The 15589-nt window shown below is 67.0% G+C and carries 17 protein-coding genes; 6 read left to right on the top strand and 11 right to left on the bottom strand.

All coding sequences use genetic code 11. From position 1 onward, the window contains the following. Nucleotides 1-7 precede the first annotated feature (7 nt). Nucleotides 8-382, bottom strand: a complete 375-nt coding sequence (locus HYG77_RS16270; protein ID WP_109334726.1) for a nuclear transport factor 2 family protein — start codon at nt 380-382, stop codon at nt 8-10. 119 nt (nt 383-501) lie between these two features. Beyond that, complete coding sequence (gene leuS / locus HYG77_RS16265; RefSeq protein ID WP_208959881.1) at nt 502-3339, bottom strand: leucine--tRNA ligase; 2838 nt, start codon at nt 3337-3339, stop codon at nt 502-504. Between the two features lie 117 nt (nt 3340-3456). On the opposite strand from leuS, the gene HYG77_RS16260 reads away from it, so the two are divergent. The 3 genes from HYG77_RS16260 (at nt 3457) to HYG77_RS16250 (ending at nt 5716) form a co-directional block, all read left to right on the top strand. Then, a complete protein-coding gene (locus HYG77_RS16260; RefSeq protein ID WP_109334728.1) occupies nt 3457-3858 on the top strand; it encodes an SdpI family protein in 402 nt (133 codons plus the stop codon). A 22-nt stretch (nt 3859-3880) separates the two neighbouring features. Then, entirely contained in the window at nt 3881-4846 is a 966-nt protein-coding gene (locus tag HYG77_RS16255) for a DUF1648 domain-containing protein (RefSeq protein ID WP_208959880.1), read from the top strand. 87 nt (nt 4847-4933) lie between these two features. Then, complete coding sequence (locus HYG77_RS16250) at nt 4934-5716, top strand: Mut7-C RNAse domain-containing protein (RefSeq protein ID WP_208959879.1); 783 nt, start codon at nt 4934-4936, stop codon at nt 5714-5716. On the opposite strand, the gene HYG77_RS16245 is transcribed toward HYG77_RS16250, so the two are convergent. The 3 genes from HYG77_RS16245 to HYG77_RS16235 all read right to left on the bottom strand — a co-directional run bounded on the left by HYG77_RS16245 (nt 5704) and on the right by HYG77_RS16235 (nt 7368). Then, nucleotides 5704-5913, bottom strand: coding sequence for a hypothetical protein (locus HYG77_RS16245; RefSeq protein WP_208959878.1), 210 nt, complete (start codon nt 5911-5913; stop codon nt 5704-5706). The genes HYG77_RS16250 and HYG77_RS16245 overlap by 13 nt on opposite strands. Before the next feature lie 84 nt (nt 5914-5997). Continuing rightward, nucleotides 5998-6603, bottom strand: a complete 606-nt coding sequence (locus HYG77_RS16240; RefSeq protein WP_109334732.1) for a YqgE/AlgH family protein — start codon at nt 6601-6603, stop codon at nt 5998-6000. A gap of 69 nt (nt 6604-6672) precedes the next feature. Beyond that, the gene (locus HYG77_RS16235) at nt 6673-7368 is read right to left on the bottom strand and encodes a TetR/AcrR family transcriptional regulator (protein WP_208959877.1); all 696 of its coding nucleotides are present in this window, start codon (nt 7366-7368) and stop codon (nt 6673-6675) included. A gap of 136 nt (nt 7369-7504) precedes the next feature. Here HYG77_RS16235 and HYG77_RS16230 point away from each other — a divergent pair, with 136 nt between their 5' ends. Both HYG77_RS16230 and HYG77_RS16225 read left to right on the top strand, forming a co-directional pair. After that, a complete protein-coding gene (locus HYG77_RS16230) occupies nt 7505-8446 on the top strand; it encodes an NAD-dependent epimerase/dehydratase family protein (RefSeq protein WP_109334734.1) in 942 nt (313 codons plus the stop codon). 10 nt (nt 8447-8456) lie between these two features. After that, nucleotides 8457-9764 (top strand): MFS transporter, encoded by a 1308-nt coding sequence (locus HYG77_RS16225; RefSeq protein WP_208959876.1) that lies wholly within the window; start codon nt 8457-8459, stop codon nt 9762-9764. Nucleotides 9765-9783: 19 nt separating this feature from the next. Here the strand turns inward: HYG77_RS16225 and HYG77_RS16220 are convergent, their stop codons facing one another. Both HYG77_RS16220 and HYG77_RS40965 read right to left on the bottom strand, forming a co-directional pair. Beyond that, nucleotides 9784-10194: a PaaI family thioesterase gene (locus HYG77_RS16220; protein ID WP_109334736.1), complete on the bottom strand. Its 411-nt coding sequence runs from the start codon at nt 10192-10194 to the stop codon at nt 9784-9786. Between the two features lie 37 nt (nt 10195-10231). After that, nucleotides 10232-10723 (bottom strand): hypothetical protein, encoded by a 492-nt coding sequence (locus HYG77_RS40965; protein ID WP_348273558.1) that lies wholly within the window; start codon nt 10721-10723, stop codon nt 10232-10234. A 244-nt stretch (nt 10724-10967) separates the two neighbouring features. On the opposite strand from HYG77_RS40965, the gene HYG77_RS16210 reads away from it, so the two are divergent. Then, nucleotides 10968-12482 (top strand): DUF4185 domain-containing protein, encoded by a 1515-nt coding sequence (locus tag HYG77_RS16210; protein WP_208959875.1) that lies wholly within the window; start codon nt 10968-10970, stop codon nt 12480-12482. Between the two features lie 32 nt (nt 12483-12514). On the opposite strand, the gene HYG77_RS16205 is transcribed toward HYG77_RS16210, so the two are convergent. Genes HYG77_RS16205 through HYG77_RS16190 form a run of 4 tightly spaced genes read right to left on the bottom strand, consistent with a single transcriptional unit; the run spans nt 12515 to nt 15565 of the window. Further along, nucleotides 12515-13594 (bottom strand): ATP-binding cassette domain-containing protein, encoded by a 1080-nt coding sequence (locus HYG77_RS16205; RefSeq protein WP_208959874.1) that lies wholly within the window; start codon nt 13592-13594, stop codon nt 12515-12517. Beyond that, on the bottom strand, nt 13591-14397 hold the full coding sequence (locus HYG77_RS16200; protein WP_109334739.1) for an ABC transporter permease: 807 nt from the start codon (nt 14395-14397) through the stop codon (nt 13591-13593). The genes HYG77_RS16205 and HYG77_RS16200 overlap by 4 nt, the downstream gene beginning before the upstream one ends. Beyond that, nucleotides 14394-15164 (bottom strand): molybdate ABC transporter substrate-binding protein, encoded by a 771-nt coding sequence (gene modA / locus HYG77_RS16195; RefSeq protein WP_208959873.1) that lies wholly within the window; start codon nt 15162-15164, stop codon nt 14394-14396. The genes HYG77_RS16200 and modA overlap by 4 nt, the downstream gene beginning before the upstream one ends. Next, nucleotides 15161-15565 carry a TOBE domain-containing protein gene (locus HYG77_RS16190; RefSeq protein ID WP_109334741.1) on the bottom strand — a complete coding sequence of 135 codons (405 nt, stop codon included), beginning with the start codon at nt 15563-15565 and terminating at the stop codon, nt 15161-15163. Before HYG77_RS16190 ends, modA begins: the two co-directional genes overlap by 4 nt. Nucleotides 15566-15589 lie beyond the last annotated feature (24 nt).

Raw genomic sequence — 15589 nt, 5'->3', positions numbered from 1 at the left:
GTGCGTGTCAGCGCGTAACCATGTCCTCCTGTGACCAGTACGCCTTCATGGTCGTGATCTTGCCGTCGTCGTCGAAGGTCATCACATCGATCGGCGCTATCTCGAGCTTCTGCTCGCCCAGTTCGGTGACCAGCGAGAAGTGGAAGGCCGCTGTGTTTCCGGCGATCCTCAGCGTGTGCAGTTCGCTGGTCTGCTGTAGCGGCTCGATCACCCCGTAGAACTCACGGATCGATTCCACCGTGGTCCGCGGGTCGGTACCCACCGGATCTTCCACGACTGCACCGTCGGCATAGAGCGCCAGCACGTCGTCGACGGTGCCCGTGGCCACCACCTCGACGTACCTCTCGACGGTCTTGCGGATGTCTTCTGCGGACGGTGCCATGGCGAATGCTCCTGAAGTCGACTAGAACGCGTTCTATTCGAGGACAGTAGCGCAAACACGACACCCGTGAGCACTTCTCAACACGGAGTGTTAAGAAGTGCTCACGGGTGCGGAGCACTTCAGAGGACGATATTGACCATCTTCCCCGGCACGACGATCACCTTGCGCGGATCCTTGCCGTCCAGCAGTGCCACGATCTTCTCGTCGGCGAGCGCGATCTTCTCGATCTCCTCGCGTGACGCGTCGGCCGCCACCGTGACTCGGCTGCGGACTTTGCCGTTCACCTGGATCGGGTACTCGACGGTGTCCTCCACCAGCCACTTCTCCTCGGCCACCGGGAAGGGGCCGTGGGCCAGCGACTTCTCGTGGCCGAGGCGCGACCACAGCTCCTCCGCGAGGTGCGGGGCCAGCGGCGCGAGCATGAGCACCAGGGGCTCCACCGCGGAGCGAGGGGCACCGCCGGGGTAGGCCTTGGTGAGATGGTTGGTGTACTCGATCAGCTTGGCCGCCGCGGTGTTGTCCCGCAAGGCCGTGTAGTCGTCGCTCACCCCGGCGATCGCCTTGTTCAGCGCACGCAGGGTGTCCTCGGAGGGGGCGTCGTCCGTGACCCGCACGGCGCCGGACTCCTCGTCGACCACCACCCGCCAGGCGCGCTGCAGGAAACGCTGAGCGCCGACCACGTCCTTGGTCGCCCACGGACGCGACGTGTCGAGCGGGCCCATCGACATCTCGTACACCCGGAGGGTGTCGGCCCCGTACTCCTCGCAGATCTCGTCCGGCGACACGGAGTTCTTGAGGCTCTTGCCCATCTTGCCGTACTCGCGGTTGACCTCCGCGCCCTGATAGAAGAACTTGCCGTCCTTCTCCTCCACCTCGTCGGCCGGCACGTACACCCCGCGCGAATCGGTGTAGGCATAGGCCTGGATGTAGCCCTGGTTGTACAGGCGGCGGTACGGCTCGCTCGAGCTGACGTGGCCGAGGTCGAACAGCACCTTGTGCCAGAACCGCGAGTACAGCAGGTGCAGCACAGCGTGCTCCACACCGCCGACATACAGGTCGACGCCGCCGGGATCGTTCGGTCCGTGGATCTCCGGCCTGGGACCTGTCCAGTACTGCTCGTTCTCCTTGTCGCAGAACGTGTCCTGGTTGGTCGGGTCGATGTAGCGCAGCTGGTACCACGAACTGCCCGCCCACTGTGGCATCACGTTGGTGTCGCGGCGGTACGTCTGCAGCCCGTCCCCGAGGTCGAGTTCGACATTGACCCAGTCGACAGCCTTCGCCAGCGGGGGAGAGGGCTCCGAGGAGGCGTCGTCGGGATCGAAGGACACGGGAGCGTAGTCCTCGACCTCCGGAAGTTCTACCGGCAACATGGAATCCGGCAGTGCGTGCGCATTGCCGTCGGCGTCGTACACGATCGGGAAGGGCTCACCCCAGTACCGCTGACGAGCGAACAGCCAGTCGCGCAGCTTGTACTGGATGGTGCCCTTACCGGTGCCGTCCGCCTCGAGACGCTCGGTGATGACCCTCTTGGCGTCGGCGACGGTCATTCCGTTCAGGAAGTCCGAATTCACGATGGTGCCGTCGCCGGTGTACGCGTCCTTCGTGAGATCGCCACCGGAGATCACCTCGACGATGTCGAGACCGAACTCGGTCGCGAACTCGTAGTCGCGATGATCATGGCCGGGGACCGCCATGATGGCGCCCGTGCCGTACCCGGTGAGGACGTAGTCGGCGATGAACACCGGCAGCTCGCGCCCGTTGACGGGGTTCACCGCGTAGGTGCCGAGGAAGACACCCGTCTTCTCCTTGTATTCCTGACGCTCGAGATCCGACTTGGCCGCAATCGACTTCCGGTACGCCGCAACGGCTTCGGCCGGGTTGGCCGCACCGCCGGTCCATCGCGGATCGACGCCCTCGGGCCACTCGGCGGCGACGAGCTCGTCGACGAGGTCGTGCTCCGGCGCCAAAGTCACATAGGTGGCGCCGAACAGCGTGTCCGGACGAGTCGTGAACACCTCGATCTCGTGACTGTCGGCCCGGAATCTCACCTGCGCACCGTGCGAGCGCCCGATCCAGTTGCGCTGCATGGCCTTGACCTTCTCGGGCCAATCCAGGTACTCGAGGTCGTCGACGAGGCGGTCGGCGTAGGCAGTGATCCGCATCATCCACTGCTGCAGGTGCTTCCGGAACACGGGGAAGTTGCCGCGGTCGCTGCGGCCGTCCGCTGTCACCTCCTCGTTGGCCAGGACAGTGCCCAGACCCGGGCACCAGTTGACCATCGAATCCGAGTGGTACACCAGCCGGTAGGAGTCGAGCACGGCTTCCTTCTCGGAGACCGACAACGACTGCCAGTCCCGCCCGTCCTCCACGGTGCGCTCACCCGAGGCGAACTCCGCCTCGAGCTCGGAAATGCGCCGGGCCTTCCCAGCCTTCTTGTCGAACCAGGCGTCATGGATCTGCAGGAAGATCCACTGCGTCCAGTGGTAGAAGTCGACGTCGGTGGTCGCGAACGTGCGCCGCTCGTCGTGCCCGAGGCCGAGACGCCGGAGCTGGCGCTTCATGTTGATGATGTTCGCCTCGGTGGTGGCCCGCGGATGCGTGCCCGTCTGCACCGCGTACTGCTCCGCCGGCAGACCGAACGCGTCGTACCCGAGCGTGTGCAGCACGTTGTGGCCCTGCATCCGGTGATAGCGGGCGAACACGTCGGTGGCGATGTAGCCGAGTGGGTGCCCCACGTGCAGGCCCGTCCCCGACGGGTACGGGAACATGTCCTGCACGAACAGCTTGTCGGCGGGAACCGGGCCTGCCAGCGGGCCGACCGGGTTGGGCGCGTCGAAGGTGCCCTCCGCGCTCCATCGATCCTGCCAGCGCTGCTCGATCTGGCCGGCGAGTTCCGCGGTGTAGCGGTGCTGCGGGGTCGCGTCGGACGGGTTGGCGGGCTGCGCGTGCTCGGTCACTGTGGTCGCTATCTACTTGGCTGACATTCGTGGATGGAGAGGAATACCGTCAACCAGGGTAGAGCCTCACCCCACCCGGACTCACCTGCGCATCCGGGTGCGCCGTATCCTGGTGTCGTGTTGATTGCCTCCGTCGTGCTGTTCGTCCTCGCCGTCGCCGTTGCCGGCGTCGCCCTGGCCGGCCTCACCGAACGTCTGCCGCGCAACCGGTGGGCGGGTGTCCGGACTGCCGAGACACTGCGCGACGACGACGCCTTCACCCTGGCGAACAAGGTCGCGGGCCCCACGCTTCTCGCCGCGGCCGGGCTGCTGATCATCGGTGGTGTCGCCGGAATTCTGGTCGGTGGAGTCATCGGGATCGGCGCCCTCCTGGTCAGCGTCGTCGCTGCTGCGCTCACAGCGGGTACGGGCGGATCACTCGGTGCCCGGGCGGCGGCAGCCGTGCCCGCTGCTGATACCGGTGCCTGTGGCAACTCCTGTGGAGCCTGCTCGCTGAAGGACGCCTGCCAGCCGTCCTGATCGGCGGCAGACGGCCCACCCGGTGCCCAGTTCGAAAATCGTCGACCCCGCTGGAGCCGTCTTCGGTGTGATCCTGCCCGTGGTAGCCGCGTTGTCCGGCGTGCTCCTGACGAAGCTGTGGGAACCCCGGCTGCCCGCGGAAATCGCCACGCATTGGACCACCACCTCGGCGGACGGTTTTTCCACCCCGATGTCCAGTGCCTGGACGTTCGCTCTCGTGACGGTCCTCTTCGGCGGTGGCTGCGCGGCCGTTGCCGCCCTCGCGCCGGCCTTGCTCATGATGCGCCGCACCATGCTCGTCGTCGGGTTGTCTGTGGTCGGGATGGTCAGCACCGTGCACGTGGTGATACTCGCCGTCCAACTCGATGTCACCGATCCGGCCGATACCGAGCTTCCGCTGTGGTCCCTCGGCGCCGGGACCGTACTCGGCGCCGGTGTCGGAATGATCGGCGCGGCGTGTCTGCGGGACTACCGGCGCCGGGTCTCGGCCACACATCGACCCGACGTCACACTGCCCCGGGCCGCCGCACCCGCCGCAGTGGCCGCATCCGTGGGTTTCGGGACAGCGGGGTCCGGAATCCTGCTTCTTCTGCTCGGCGTCGTCCCCGCCCTCGTCGTCTGCCGCATTTCCGGCGGCTGGTGGCCGCTCGCCGTGTTCGTTCCCGTCGGGCTGTTGATCGTCAGCCTCCTGCGCTTCCGTGTCATCGTGGACGAGGACGGCATCCGGGTGATCAACATGGGCATGACCGCCCTCGACTACGGCATCGACGAGATCGAGGGTGCGCGCGTCGACGTAGTCAAGCCCTTCGACGACTTCGGTGGGTGGGGGTTGAAAGTGAAGGGGCCGCGGAACTACGGCGTCGTCACCCGCACCGGGCCCGCGGTGATCGTCACCACCGCGTGCGGTGACCGATTGACCATCACCACCGCGGAAGCCGAGGACATGGCCGGGGTCCTCAACGCATTCGCCGACCGACGGCGGGAGTGAGCGCCCGGGTCGACAGTCGCCATCGACCGGTTGCAGGGTGTCGGGCGATCGTGAGGAGTCGCCCAGTACTGTGGCCTCAGGAAGTGAATGCTGATGCCTGAACCACTTCGCCAGTGCGAGTTCCGCTTCTACGAGGAGCTGAACGACTTCCTCGCGCCGGAGTCGCGGAAGCGCACATTCGCGCATTACTTCATCGGCACACCCTCGGTAAAGGACCGCATCGAAGCGCTGGGCGTGCCGCACACCGAAGTTGACCTCGTGCTCGTCGACCAGATCTCGGTCGACTTCGCGCACCGCCTCGTCGGGGGCGAACGGGTCACGGTGTATCCCGTGTTCGAACGCGTCGACATCACGGGTCTCACTCGACTGCGACCGCGACCGTTACGCGAATCCTCGTTCGTCCTCGACGTGCATCTCGGCCGGCTCGCCGGCTATCTCCGGTTACTCGGCTTCGACACCCGGTACCGCAACGACTTCGACGACACCGAACTGGTCGAGATTTCGGTGTCCGAGCACCGGATCGTCCTCACCCGCGACACCGGCCTCCTCAAGCGTGCGGCAGTGACTCACGGCGCCTTCCTGCACGAGACCGATCCACGCCGCCAGCTACGGGAAGTACTGGACCGCTTCGACCTCCACGCACGGATCGCGCCGTTCACCCGATGCGCGGGGTGCAATGGGACCTTGACCACGGTGTCCTGGGACGAGGCACGCCACGAGGTGCCACCCGGAGTGGCGGAACGGGAGCGCGACTTCAGTCGGTGCCGGAACTGCGGCCACCTGTACTGGCCGGGCAGCCACCTTTCCCGGTTACGCCGTCGCCTGCATGAGGTGGGCGTGGATCTGGGGCCGATCCCTCAGGAGGCGTGACGCAGTTCGGCAGTGAACTCCGCGGTGCAGAAGCATCCGTCGCCGAGTTCCTCGCAGTCGATGATCAGGGTATGGCGAACCTCGGACAGCTCGACGCACGACTCGTCGGTGCACTCGATGCCGCGCCGGCTGTGCACGATCAACGTTCCGTGGCAGTGGTCGTGTGCCGTCTCGCAACGTCCGCATGGTCTGTTCACGTCTGCTGCCTCCTTACTTCGTCCTGCTCTGTTGATACCACCCGTCTCCGACAGACCCCGGGACGTGCTCGAGGGTGTGTCGGCTCAGTTGCGCTCGACGTCGATCGGGTGAGTGGCCAACAGGGCGAGAGGAAGAGGCTGACGTCGCAGGACCTGGGCCCAGACGTCGATGCGGGCCGGCGCCACGACGTCCGACGGCAGCGCGGACACCACCATCCAGTCGTCACGCTGCAGCTCCGAGTCGAGCTGCCCGAACGTCCAGCCCGAGTAACCGGCGAAGATGCGGACACCTTCCACCAGGGGTGCGATGACCTCGGGGTCGGAGTCGAGATCGACCATCACGACGCGGCCGTGCACCCGGCGCAGTCCCGCGACCCCGTCGATGAGCGCACCGGTCCGCAGGGTGGCCAGGCACAGCGCGGCGTCCCGCTTGACGGGACCACCGACATAGAGCGCGGCGGGGCGGGCGGCGAGCGGTGCCCACTGTGGCAGCACCTCCTGCACCGCGGTCTCGCTGGGGCGGTTGATGACCACGCCGAGGCTCCCGGCCTCATTGTGTTCGATCACATAAATCACGGTGCGACGGAATGCGGGCTCGACCAGATCGGTGGACGAGACCAACAAGCTCCCCGGGCGGACCACCGGTTCCGTCGACGCCATTCGATCCTCGGGTTCTTCTGCGTGCGCCACCCGAACATCATCCCACCGCGGCGAGAGTGATGTGTCCCAGGACGCGAGCTGCGTCCGGTTCGCACGAATTCAGGAGGGCGGGAGCCCGGCAGTGTCGGCGAGCACGGCGAGATGGTGTTCGAACAGGGCAGCCGGATCGGTGAACGTATCCGCCCCGTACTGACCGAAGACCTCGAAGTTCACCGCACCGAACAGGCTGGACCACACCAGGACCCCGCGGGCGAGCAGGTGATCGGGAGTGGTGAGGACGAGCTCCGCGCGAATCCGGTCGAGATCGGCGGCAAGACCGGCGTCGAGGGGGGCGGACGCGTCGGCGTCGAGAAGGCCCGAGCGGTAGGCACCGTCGAAGATGCGGACCAGCGCGTAGATGACCCGGGTTCCGGGCGTCGTGGTCTGTTCGCCAGGGGCGTCGTAGCCGGGAACCGGGCTGCCGAACAGTAGTCCGTAGCGCGCCGGCTCACGCAGAGCCCACGCCCGTACCGCGCGGCCCAGGGCCAGGAACTGCTGTCGCGGATGTTGCGCAGACGCGACTGCGGCGTCCACCTCGTCCCCGAGCTCGTTGTATCCGTCGACGACGAGCAGGGTCAGCAGTTCGTCGCGGCTCTTCACGTACCGATACACGGCGGACGAGACCACTCCGAGGTCCCGAGCCACCGCTCGCAACGACAGTGCCGCGGCACCGACGACGGCCAGCTGTTCGCGGCCTATTCGGGTGATGTCCTGCAACGTCTGCTCTCGGGCACGTTCCCGTGGTGTTGCCGGCATGGGTTCAGGGTGCCGATCGGAGAGAGCGGTGTCAACAAACGAGAGCAGTGCTCTTGACTTTGCGCTCATACGGGCGCACTCTTCGAACAGAGAGCAGTGCTCTCCCTACTGGACACCACACACATCGGGAGCAGAAATGTCGAACATCGAAATCGTCACCGGCGCGGGACCCGTCGGCGCGACAGTGGCACAGCAGCTCGCAGAACAGGGGCGACGCGTCCGCCTGCTCACCCGCTCCGGAAGCGGTCCGGAACACCCGCTGATCGAGCGAAGGGCGGTCGACGTATCCGACCCCTCGGCCGTGCATGCAGCTTTCGAGGGGGCCGCCGCCGTCTACCACTGCATTCACGCCGCCTATACCGCCGAGGCGTGGGAGCGCACCCTCCCCGCGGCGGAGCACACCGTTCTGGAGGCGGCGGGAGAGGTCGGCGCGGTGGTCGTGTTTCCGGAAAGCCTCTACTCCTACGACACCGAACAGCAGCCCATGACCGAAACCACGCCGCGCACCGCCACGACGGGAAAGCGCGGAATCCGTGCCCGGCTGCTCGACGCTCGCGCCGCCTCCTCGACCCCCACCGTCAGTGTCGTCGCCTCCGACTTCTTCGGTCCGCAGGTGCTCAGCGCCCACGCCGGCGAGCGCATGGTCCCGGTTGTGCTCGCCGGCAAGACGATGCGCGTCCTGGGCTCTGCCGACACGCCCCACTCCTTCACCTTCGTCCCCGACCTCGCGGCGGCGATGATCGTCGCAGCACACGACCGCGACCTGTGGAACTCCGTGTTGCACGCGCCGACGGCCCCCGCGGTGACCCAGCGGCAGATGGTCCAGGCTTACGCCGACGCAGCGGGGGTGCCGGCACCGAAGGTGAGCGCTCTCCCGGGATGGGTTCTCCGGACGGCAGGCCGCCTCCACGAGGGGTCCCGCGAGCTGGCGGAGATGATGTACCAGTTCGAGAACCCGTTCGTCATGGATTCGAGTGCCAGCGAGCAGCGCCTCGGGCTGAAGCCGACGCCACTGCCCGAGGCCGCAGAGCAGACCGTCCAGTGGTGGCGGGAGAGGTCCCTCGCACAGGCCGGATAGGGTCCCGTGAATGGCGGAACAGCTCGGCAACCCGCGAGGACGACGGGAGGCGTGGCGTCGTACCGCGCACACCCTGCGCCGGTCGCCCGGGCTGGCCCGGCTTGCGACCGTGCGATTCGCCAGCCAGTTCGGCGACGGAATGTTTCAGGCAGCGCTGGGTGGCGCCATCCTGTTCAATCCCGAGCGCGAGACCGACCCGCTGGCGATCGCCGCCGGCTTCGCGGTATTGCTGTTTCCCTACTCGGTGATCGGACCCTACGCGGGGGCACTCCTCGACCGCTGGGATCGTCGGACGGTGCTGCTGTGGGCCAATGTCCTACGTGGAGTACTGATTCTGGTGACCGCCGCCCTTCTGGGGTCCGGGGCCGGAGAGTTCCCGATCCTTCTCCTCGCCCTCGCCGCCATCGGTGTCAGTAGGTTCGTACTCGCCGGCGTCTCCGCCGCGCTACCGCGCGTGGTCCACAAATCGTGGCTGGTCGCCACCAACTCCGTGCTCACCACCACCGGTTCGGTAGTGTCCGCTCTCGGAGCCACAACATCCGTCGCCATCATCGGTGTCGCGGGCGCAGGCGACCGCGGGTCCGGTATCGCCGTCGCCGCCGCCGCGATCGGTTCCGTGGTCGCCGCTCTCGCGGCGTCCCGATTCCATCGTCGGCTTCTCGGCCCACACGCGGATGAACGGGCGGATTACGGGGTGGTCCGTGCCGTCGCGTCGGGACTGCGCAACGGAGCCGTGGCCGTGTGGCGGTCCCCGGGCGTCACCACCGCCATGATCGGCATCGGCACGCATCGGATCGTGTTCGGCGCCAACACGCTGATCATGGTCCTCGTGCTGCGAGACACGTCCAGGGCCGGTTCCCTACCGGGAGGACTGGCCGGGTTCGGTGTCGCGGTCGGCGCGACCGCAGCGGGGATGCTGCTCGCCGCGATCTCCACACCGTTCACCATTCCGCGAATCGGTCGCTCCCGCACCATCACGACCGCGTTGGTCCTCGCCCTTGTGGCGCAGACGACGCTCGTGGCGACCCTGACCCAGGCCTCCCTGCTGTGGGGTGCACTGGTTCTCGGATTCGCCGGGCAGTCGATCAAGCTGAGCGGCGACGCCGCCATGCAGATCGACATCGAAGACGACCGCCGCGGGCAGGTGTTCGCGCTCCAGGACACCGTGTTCAACGTAGCGTTCATCGCGTCGATCGCCGCCGCAGCCCTCGTGATCGCCCCCGACGGCCGATCACTCGGATTGGTACTGGCCGGTTCGGCCCTTTATGCCCTGGGACTCGTCGCTGCCCTACTCAACGCACGTCGCGCCAGACCCTGAGCGGTCCTGGACGCCGCTCCTATCCGGAACCAGGCAGCGGCACATTCTGCAGACGGACCTGTCCACGGGCCACCTCTTTGCCGGTGTCGGAAGCGGTGATGACAACCGACCACAACTGCTGGATACGGCCCTGCTGAATCGGTAGGGCCACCACGTCGACGCGACCTTCGGTGCGGGACCGGATGAAGTCGGTGCCGTTGTGCACACCGACCGCGAACTGGCCGCGGTCTGCCACTGCCGTGCTCGCACCGATACTCGCGGCGCTCTCGACTGCCGTCGTGTAGACGCCACCGTGCACGACACCCCACGGCGTGTGGTGCTCGGCGGACAGATCGATGTGGCCGACGACTTTCGTGCCCGATACCTCGTCGAGTTCCAGGCCGGCAGCGGCGACGAAAGCGCTCGCCGCGGACGTGGTCAGGTCGGTCATGGTCCATTCTCCTTGTCGATCCGCACTGGGTTTGAAATCACAACTTACCCTCCCCGATCTCAGGGGCCACGTCAATGGCGCCGCCGTGGCCGAGTGCCGCCTCGGACCGCCAGAGAGAAAGTGCGCCGGCCGTCACGGCACCGGGAATCGGATCGGAAGCCACCGCGCGCACGCTCGGGTCGGACGGTTCGTCATTGCGTCGATCGGGCACTGGATCCAGGTGGCGACGCAGGTCGTACGCGGGTTCGATGTGGTCGCCGGCCACCCGCACCTCGCGGTCCCACGTCCCGTTACCGCTGGGGTCGGTGAAATAGCGGGCTTCGTTCCCGGCGTCGTAGTCGAGCACCGAGTGGTCGCCCGCCCCGTCCCCGTTGTCGTCCCACATGGCGTCGTCGAGAAGCCCGTCACCGTCGAAGTCGAGCCGCACCGCGTCCATTCCGCCGAGCGGACCCAGATCGAGGTCGGCTGGGGAGTTCCAGGTCGCGGGGGCTTCTGCGCCGGTTCCGAACGAATACTCGAGAGGGTCCATGTAAGGATTCGACGCAGCGCGACCGCATCCGGTTCCGCTGGAAGGGAAAAACCCAGGGGCTTCGCCACACCCCGGGTGGCCTCGATCTGCGAAATCGTATGCGACCGTGAAACCGTACTGTAACCGGACTGCGACCGGGCACGCCGGGCACTGAACCCGAGAACGCTGCCACCGGGTGTTACCTTTTGCCCTGAACGTGCAGGTCGGTCCATCCTGACTCCGACCACCGATCTGGAGGGGTCCCGTGGTCGAGAAGTCCTGGTCTGTTGCCGGAGCACCGTTGTGCGTCGCCGCCGTCGTCGCGGCAGCGATCGGGTTCTCGGCAGGTCCCGCTGCGGCGGAGACGAATTCGTGGTTGCCGGTCAACATCTGTGGCGAGACCGGGTTCAACCCGGCCAAGGAGCCCCCGACTCCCGGTGGTCCGCTGCTACCGCCGATACCGCCGACCATCGCCATCCCGATTCCGTACCCAGACTTCGTGCCGGTGCCGGTCCCCGGACCCACCGTCGATCAGACTCGCGTGGCACAAGATCTACCTGCCGACCCCTGCGCGGACCCGTGCCCGGACCTCACCGACGAGATCGAGGAACCCCAGCCGGAGGTCGGCTCGTCGGGATCCTCCGGGTCGAGCGCGCTGCACATTCCGAAGATCGAAATCGACCCACGACCGGAGACCATTCCGATCCCCGTCCCCGGCGGCCCGGGTCCCGCGCCGCAGCCCGCACCCCCGGTGCAGATCAACCCGGCCGAACGCGGCTCCCTCACCGAAGCGCTCGGCACCCCGGCTGTCGGTGACGTGCGCCTGGTGTCGCAGCTGACGGGCCACGGTTCGGACAATCGCACCGACAAGCGCTGGCAGGTGGACGGCACGGACCTCGGCATCATCTGGGAGACGAAGCCCGGGGAGGTGGCCATCGCCTTCGGTGACACCTTCGGTAAGGACTGGAATCCGCCCGGCGCTTTCGGGGAAGACTGGCGCAGCAACGTTCTCGGGCACAGCACGGACACCGACCTGTCCGACGGCATGACCATCGACAGCATGGTGCAGGACAGCCGCTGCCACGCCGCCGAGATCATCGACAGCCGGCACATCCCCAACTTCGAGACGACGACCATCCCCACGTCGGGGTTCACGATCGGCAACCGGCAGTTCCTGAGCTACATGTCGGTGAAACGGTGGAGTGTGGTGCCCGGCATGTGGTACACGAACTACGGCGGCATCGCGTACTCGGACGACAACGGTCAGACGTGGACCAAGGACCAGCACGCCAAGTGGCACAACATTTTCGGCGCCCGTTTCCAGGTGTCGGCCATGGTCCCCCACGGCGACTACGTGTACATGTTCGGCACTCCGAACGGGCGCATCGGCACCATCGGTCTGGCCCGGGTACCCGTCGATCAGGTACTCAACACCACGTCGTACCAGTACTGGTCGAACGGAACATGGACGCCGGTCTCCGAACATCTCGCGACCCCGATCGTCGGTGGGGTGGCCAGCGAGCTGTCGGTTCGTTATGACACCGGCACCGGCACGTGGCTGATGAGCTACCTCGAGCCCATCGGCGGGCGGATCATCCTCCGCCAATCCTCGTCCCCACAGGGCGTTTGGTCCGGCGGAGCCACTCTCGTCGACACCACCGACTACCCGAAGGCGTACGGCGGCTTCATCCATCCGTGGTCCACCGACAAGGACCTGTACTTCACGATGTCGGAGTGGGACAGCTACAACGTCTACCTGATGCACGCGTCCCTGCGCTGACGCACCCGTGAGTACTTGTTAACCACGGGATGTCAATAAGTACTCACGGCGTGGATAGCCACCTCGGTGGCCTTGACGACGAAGAACACGTCGAGTCCGGGCACCAGATCGAGCTCGGCGACGGATTCTGCTGTCACGTCGGCGCTCAGTTCCAGCCGGCCACGGGCAGTCACCGCCCGCACCCGCACGATGGGGCCGCGCACCTCGATTTCGGTCACGGTCACGCCGAAGACGTTGCGGGGACTGCCTTCCGGCGACCGCCGATGGATCGCCACTGAATGCGGCGCGAACACTGCGACGGCCGGAGCGGTGCCTCCCACGTCGTCGTCGGGCAGGCCGTGCATCCGGACGCCGTTCTCGGTCTCGAACCCGGACGGGGTAGCGAAGACGGCCACGAGGTTGAGTCCTGCGATCCGTGCCGCGAACGAGCTGCGCGGCCGGGAGAGCACATCGCGAACGGACCCCGACTCGACGACTCTTCCGCCGTCCACCACGATCACGCGGTCGGCCAGCGCCAGTGCGTCGAGGACGTCGTGAGTGACGACGACGGCGGTCCGATGCTCCTCGCGCAATACTTTTCGCAGCAGCACCCGCAACGCGGGAGCCGCAGCCACATCCAGTGCGGCCATCGGTTCGTCGAGCAGGAGCGCCTGAGGGTCCGCCGCCAGGGCACGTGCGACCGCGACACGTTGAGCCTGCCCACCTGACAACTGGTGTGGTCGGCGGTCGGCGAACTGCGTGGCGTCGACGGCATCCATCCAATGCCGGGCGATGGTCCGCGCTTCCCGGCGACTTCGCCCGGCGCTGCGTGGGGCGAAGGCCACGTTGGCGGCGACAGTGAGATGCGGGAACAGCAACGCCTCCTGGGCAAGTAGCGCCATTCCCCGGCGATGCGGCGGAACGGCGATCCCGGCGCCGGTGTCGGTGAGTACCCGGCCGTTCAATTCGACCCGGCCGGTGTCGGGCCGTATCAGTCCGGCGGCGACGGACAGCAGTGTCGACTTGCCGGCTCCGTTCGGGCCCAGGACGGCCAGAACCTCACCCTCCGCGACGTCGACGGCCATCTCGATGTCGCGGGCCTGTATCCGCGCATCGAGGCTCAGCCCGCTCACGGCACCGCTCTCGACGCCCAGCCGCGCGACCCCACCACGATGACCACCGCGACGATCACCAGCACCAGCGACAACGCCACTGCCGCATCGGCATCCGTTTCCCGCTGAAGATAGATCTCCAGCGGAAGGGTACGGGTGACCCCCTCGAGACTGCCGGCGAACGTCAGGGTGGCGCCGAATTCACCGAGTGCCCGCGCGAACGACAGCACTGCGCCGGACACCAATCCCGGCAGCACCAGTGGAAGGGTCACGCGGCGGAAGACCGTGGTGGGTCCGGCTCCGAGCGTGGCCGCGGCGGACTCGTACCGCCTGCCTGCAGTGCGGAGCGACCCTTCGAGACTGACCACCAGGAACGGCAATGCCACGAAGGTCTGTGCGAGCACGACCGCCGTGGTGGTGAACGCGACGGAAATTCCCGCCACTTCCAGATGCTGTCCGATGAGACCCTTCCGGCCGAACGTGTAAAGCAATGCGATTCCGCCCACGACGGGCGGGAGCACCAACGGCAGCAGCACCAGCGACCGCAGCACGGGAAGACCCCGAAAGCTACTGCGCGCCAGCACTGCCGCCATCGGTACACCGAGGAGGATGCACAGCACCGTGCTGGCGGCAGCAGTACGCAGACTCAGCTCCAGCGCGGCGAGCGAGGACTCGGAGGTGACCAACTCGACGAATCGAGGCCAGTCGACGCTTGCCAGCATCGCCGTCAACGGCAGTACGACGAACAACCCCCCGACAGCCGCCGGGACGAAGAGCCAGCGCGGCAGCCCGGAGGGAACCACCGTACGCGCCGGACGGGTCACGGCTCACCGAATCCTGCATCGGCAAGAACTGCCCGGCCGTCGGGTCCGGTGACGAACGCGACGAATTCGCGGGCCGTCTCCGGCGCGCCCGAATCGGCAAGAGCGACTATGGGATAGGTGTTCACAGCCTGTGCGGCCTCGGGTACGGCCACCGCCGTCACAGCGTCACCGGCTCCGGTCGCGTCCGTGACGTACACCAGCCCGGCGTCCGCCTGCCCGGCAATCACCTTGTTCAGGACATCCGTCACCGACGACTCTTCACTGACCGGTGCGAGATCGACTCCCGTCGACGACTCGACCCTCTGCGTCGCGGAGCCGCACGGCACCTGCGGCGCGCAGGTGACCACCAATGTTCCCGGACGGGCCAGGTCGGCGAATGTGGTAATCCCTTCAGGGTTTCCGGGTGCGGTGACGATGGTCAGGGTGTTCGTGGCGAAGTCGACAGGACTGCCCGCAGTGAGTTCCGCATCGACCACCTTGGCCATGTTGCGCTGGTCCGCGGACGCGAATACGTCGGCGCGAGCACCCTGATCCAGCTGGGCTGCCAGATCGGAAGAACCGGCGAAGCTGAACTCCACCCGAGATCCCGGATGCTGCGCCTCGAATCTTTCCGCGAGTTCGGTGAAGGTGGACTTCAGGGACGCTGCCGCGAACACCGTGATCCGTTCACCCGAGTCGGTGTCGTCGGAGCCGCACCCGGACAGAGTCCCGAGGATGAGCACGGCCAGGGCGATGACGGCGGCTGCTCGGCCCGAGTTCTGTTTCATGAGGTCTCGACGGGGGTTTCGACAATGACCGTGGTGGACTTCACGACGGCCACCGCGATCTTCCCGGGTTCGAGCCCGAGGTCGCGCACCGCTTCACTGCTCATCAGGGACACCACCCGGAACGGCCCGCATTGCAGCTCCACCTGCGACATCACCGTGTCGGAGACGATGCCCGTCACGATCCCAGTGAACCGATTCCGCGCCGAGGAACCCGATCCGAGGAGGTCCGGCGACGCGGCCGCGTGGGCGCGGGCGAATTCGGCGAGCGCCGCGCCGTCGACGGCCATGCGCCCGGAGTCGTCCTTCTGGGCGAGGAGGCTGCCGTTGTCGATCCACCGCCGGACGGTGTCGTCGCTGACGCCGAGCAGTTCGGCCGCCTGCCGGATACGTATGCGCGTCATCTAGGCACTACTCCGCGGATGCGT

The sequence above is a fragment of the Rhodococcus sp. ZPP genome, from assembly GCF_017656075.1.
In the GTDB taxonomy this organism is placed as follows: Bacteria; Actinomycetota; Actinomycetes; order Mycobacteriales; family Mycobacteriaceae; genus Rhodococcus_F; species Rhodococcus_F oxybenzonivorans.
This window is presented reverse-complemented; position numbering and strand designations above follow the sequence as displayed.